This is a genomic window from Variovorax sp. DXTD-1 (assembly GCF_003984625.1).
Classification (GTDB): Bacteria; Pseudomonadota; Gammaproteobacteria; order Burkholderiales; family Burkholderiaceae_C; genus Variovorax.
On sequence record NZ_RWKH01000082.1, the window covers coordinates 1 to 484 of the forward strand.

1 protein-coding gene is annotated in these 484 nt (G+C 68.2%); it reads right to left on the minus strand.

The features are described 5' to 3' along the window. The coding region (locus EJI00_RS24955) for a hypothetical protein (RefSeq protein WP_148110665.1) at positions 1-358 on the minus strand (358 nt) is incomplete at its 3' end. Positions 359-484 lie beyond the last annotated feature (126 nt).

Below are 484 nucleotides of genomic sequence, written 5' to 3' on the forward strand. Positions count from 1 at the left end.
GTGCCACCCATCTCGGAGACGTACCCTCGGGAAGCACCTCTATGAGGGTGTTGTACAGCGCATGCTGGGGATGACTCGGGTCGCTGAACTCGCGCAGCAATGGGCGGCTCGCATCGGTCACGGCAGCATCCAAGTGCTGCCGGCTGTCGCGGCCTTGCGCGAGCTGCGTCGTCCCAGGCTGATCCCTCTCATCGCGCTCATCGCGCCGTTCCTGGCCGTCGTGTCCGCGCATGCGTGCCACCTGCTCCCGCATCTGGGCCAATTCGGCCTGCGCCGCAGCCTCCCGGGCCTGTGCCGCCGCCGCCTCGGCTTGCGCCGCCGCAATGGCTGCTGTATCGCCTTGAGGGTATGAATGCACCGGGGCAGCCATTGAGGCGTGGGTTGAGACTTGGGTTGTCGGCGAGTGCATCGCCTCGGCGCCAGCGGCCGACCGAGCAGGGCTGACATGCGCCTGTGCCACAGGCGCCCCCGCATGTTCTCCTCG